Raw genomic sequence first — 4124 nt, forward strand, 5'->3', positions numbered from 1 at the left:
TTGACGTTACCAACTGCTGAGAATCGCACAACAGTTTTGTGAAACAGCGGATAGCTCAGGTATTGTGATCAAAGGTCAAAATTGCGCAGGAAGATCTGTCGAAGGACGCGGTAAAGTTGAGCGGCGACTGGTTCCTGCCCGTGCTCGAACCTCACATAGACCCGCTCGCCAAGGCTGCGATATGTTGTGCCCGGGGGCAGACGCACGTCCAGATGCAGAAGGTTGGACAAGGTCTGCCGCTGGCCCGAAGGCCCGCTGGCGCCGGGCTCGAGGGCGATGCGCCCGCCCCCCTCGGTGGCCAGCGCCATCGAGGGCAGAGAGGCGGACAAAGCGGGGATTTCCCGTTCGATCCGGGCGGGCAGGATCCGGTCGGGCGTGGATGCGAATCGCAGTTTCACGCCGTAGGTCTCGCTGCGGACAAGATCGCTCCGGTCCTCGGGCACGATGACCCGCACCAGCGGGTCGCGGAAATCGGTGACATAGCCCACGACATCGCCTTTCTGGAGGTAGCGCCCGATCAGGTCCATACCGGCCGGAACCACCAGTTCGCCGGGCGATGCGGCGCGGATCACGAGGCTCCGGCTGCGCTCCAGCGTGAGGTCCCGGTCGGCTTCGGCGGCGCGCAGTTCTTCCTGCAGCACCCGCGCGGCGGAGCGGTCGACGAAGTCCTGTGCGGCAAGGCGGCGGCGCAGTTCGACGATGTAGTCCTCCAGCATGGTGACGCGCGCGGCCATCAGCGGATTGTCGATCGTCGCCAGCGCCTGGCCCGTGTCCACGTGGGTTCCCGGTGCTGCGGCCAGTTCGGTCACGATGCCGTCGGCCTCGCTGTGGACGATGTGTTCGCCTGAAACCCAGACCACGCCCTCGGCCACCGTGGCGTGCGGCAGGGGCACGGCAAACAGCACGGCGGCAATGGCCGCCAGCGTGCCGCCGGTCACGGCAAACGCCCGGCCCCTGTGGTGGCGCAGCGCCGGGCTTGCCAGCAGGTACCACGCCTGTTTCATCAGCGGCCAGCCGAACATCAGCGTCACCGACCAGATCGCCATGATGATGCCGATGAAGAAGAAATGCGTGCTGATGAACAGCACGATGACGAAGGTGATGAAGACCCTGTAGGCGAACGCCGCCAGCGCGTAGGTGGTGAACCAGAAGGCCTCTCCCGGGGCGGTCGCCGGTCCCTCCTGCTCCTTCATGCCGAAGGCGTAACGCTTGACCAGGTAGCCGATGTGCTCCTTCGAGCGGTTGGCAAGGTTGGGGATCTCGAGCAGGTCGGAGAACACGTAGTAGCCGTCGAACTTCAGCAGCGGGTTGCCGTTGAACAGCAGGGTCGAGACGCCGCCGATCAGCATCACGTTGAAGGCAAAGGCGCGCACCAGCCCGTCCTCGGCATTCAGCCAGACGATCATCGCGATTGCGGCAAGGAAAGCCTCGACCAGGATGCCCGCGGCCCCCACCAACGCGCGTTGCCACTTCGACTGGAAGCGCATCGAGTCCGAGGCATCGACGTAAGGCACGGGCATGAACACGAGGAACATCAGGCCGATCTCGTGGACGTCGCCGCCCCATCGCTTCACCACGTAGGCATGGCCCAGCTCGTGCACGGCCTTCACGCCGATGTAGCACAGCGCCAGCAGGCCGAGGTTCTCCGCCGTCAGCACGCGGTCGATGACGTTCTCTGTCAGTTCGTCCCAATGAGACAGGGCGAGGAAGCCGCCGTAGCCCACCACGGCCAGCCAGATCAGGGCGCCGAACCAAGAGATGAGCGGCCGGACCAGCGGCATGGTGGCCGAGATCAGGTCGTCGGGGTCCAGCACCGGCAGGCGCACCGCCAGCGGGTTCATGAAGCTCATGATGAGCTTCTTGCTGCGCTGGCGTTCGCCGCGGTCGGAGAGTTCCTCAATGTCCGGCGGGATGTCCCCGAGCAGAACGTCGGCCGCGTGCAACTGACCGAGCAGGCGGATCACCTCGTCCTGGGTCAGCGTCTCGTCGTCGAGCTGGTCGCAGGTCGTGTCCCAGACCTCCTGCACCGTCCGCGTGCCGTCCAGCATGGAAATCATCCGGTAGCCCGACGGCGAGAACCGGTGGAACCGCCCGGAGGTGCGGTCCTGCAGGACGTACCACAACTGTCCGCGATAGCGTGTCCGGTGCAGGCGCGCATGGCGGCGCAGGCGCGGTTTCAGGTTGGCGACACGATACCAGTTCTGCGAAAGGAATGCCTTGGCCATCGCTCAGGGCATCCAGCGCCAGAAGGTCAGCTTGGCCCAGTTCACCAGCGGGCGGGTCCAGACCGCGAACAGCAGCCGTTCGTCGATCTCGGTGCGGGCGATCCCTTCCATCGAGGGCCGCAGCCGGGGATCGTTCTCCTCAAGCGAGGCATCCACCCGGAAGAAGTTGCGCCCCTCGCGCTGGTCCGAGACCGGCGTGATCCGCTCGATCGTGTAGAGCAACGGCAGGTCCGGCAGCGAGGAGACGCGCAACTGCCCGGTCTGTCCCGGTGCAATCTCTGCCAGGTCACGCTCGTCGACCTCCAGCACCACGCGCCAGCCGTCCGGCGGCGCGATCTTGAACAGTTCCTCGCCGCGTTCCACCGTCGCGCCGATCTTCTGGCTCAGGTCGCCCGACACGACCACGCCGTCGAAGGGCGCGCGGATCTCGGTCCGGGCGATCTGTTCCTCGACCAGCGCGATCTGGCTGTCGATCTGGCGGATCTGGCTTTCGATGATGTTGGCTTCGGCGCGCTGGCGGCCGGCCAGCGCCTGCGCGTATTCCGCCTGCCTCTGACCGCGCGAGGTCACCAGCCGCAGCTGCTCCAGCGCAAGGTCCTGATCGTCGAGCCGCGCCAACACCTGCCCTTCGGTGACGACCGCGCCGGCCTGCACCTGCTCGTCCGCGATGTAGCCGTTGAAGGGCGCCACGACCGTCCGCTGCACGGTGCCCTGCAACTGGGCCGGGGCGGTGACGGTAAAGGTCGTGGTGGCCGTGGCAAAATACCAGACCAGACCGGCGAAGATCAGCGTGGCCAGCTTGCGGCCGAAATGGCTAGGTCCCAGCAGGCGCTTCACCTGGTTGCCGATGACCTCGAAGACCTTCACGATCAGGATGCGGTCGTTGCGGCGTTTCTCCTCGATCACAGGGCCGACGACTGTGGCGATCACGTCCACCAGTTCGACGGTCTCCTCGTCGAACCCCTCCGGCCCGGCCTTTTCCAGCGTCAGCGCACCGATGATGTCGCCATCGTACTGGATCGGCACACTCAGCACGCTGTCGGCGCGGTGGGTGCGGACCAGTTCCTCGTGCGCCAGCGTCACGCGATAGTCCCAGCCGGGCGGCGGCGGATAAAGCACCACCGCCTCTTGGTCGGCGGCCTCGTTCATGGCGGCCCGGATGTCGCGCATAAGGCTCATCCGCTTGCCCCAGCCGGACGCGTGACTGACCGCGACGACCTTGGCATTGCCGCGTTTCATGAGCCCGAGGCTGACGGGGTCGCACTTCAGACTGCGCGCCAGTTCGGTGACAAGCGCATTGGCCGCCGCATTGAAACGTTTCTGTTCGAGAACCGTCGCCAGCATCGACAGCGCCTTGGCTGTGCGGGCCTGCAGACGTTCGAAGGATCGGCCCTGGTCGCGGCGCAGCAGCACCTCGATCCAGCCGGCGCCCCAGCGCAGATGGCGGACCACTTCGCCCGGGGTCATCACCTCCCCCTGCATGGTGACGGACACCGCGCCGTAAAGCTGTCCATCCATCAGGAACGGCAGGGCGATCTCGTGCCCTTCCTCCGTCCGGGTCAGGATCGGCTGGCGTTTGCCGAGCGCCCGCTCCGTGGCGGCCATGAGCGCGGGGCTGATCGCGGCCTCTTCCGGCCAGCGCGCGACGGGGGCAAAGGGCCCGGTGTCCGGGTCGCCGATCAGCGCCACGGCAGAGGTGACGCCCGTCAGGTTCCGCGCCAGCAGGGCGAGCCAGCTTTCGACGAACCCCTCGACGGAGTCGGCCTCGGAAAACCGGGTCCAGAGGGCCTGGTCGAAGATCGCGTAGCTGACCTGTCCGGTGCTATCGCGCCGGGCGGGCGTATCGTTCGGGCTTTCCGTTGTCATATGTCGGTCATTCCCTGCAATACGCCCGTCCCG

The 4124-nt window shown here is 66.3% G+C and carries 2 protein-coding genes; both read right to left on the minus strand.

From position 1 onward, the window contains the following. Nucleotides 1-68: 68 nt before the first annotated feature. Entirely contained in the window at nucleotides 69-2225 is a 2157-nt protein-coding gene (locus tag ACU0DV_RS10165) for a PqqD family peptide modification chaperone (RefSeq protein ID WP_446241704.1), read from the minus strand. A 3-nt stretch (nucleotides 2226-2228) separates the two neighbouring features. After that, the gene (locus ACU0DV_RS10170; RefSeq protein WP_446241705.1) at nucleotides 2229-4091 is read right to left on the minus strand and encodes an HlyD family efflux transporter periplasmic adaptor subunit; all 1863 of its coding nucleotides are present in this window, start codon (nucleotides 4089-4091) and stop codon (nucleotides 2229-2231) included. Between the last annotated feature and the right edge of the window lie 33 nt (nucleotides 4092-4124).

Source organism: Sagittula sp. (assembly GCF_052825245.1).

What these genes read in the sequence shown, in the direction of transcription:
- ACU0DV_RS10165 (WP_446241704.1), bottom strand. Translation starts at nt 2,225, where the DNA reads ATGGCCAAGGCATTCCTTTCGCAGAACTGGTATCGTGTCGCCAACCTG.
- ACU0DV_RS10170 (WP_446241705.1), bottom strand. Translation starts at nt 4,091, where the DNA reads ATGACAACGGAAAGCCCGAACGATACGCCCGCCCGGCGCGATAGCACC.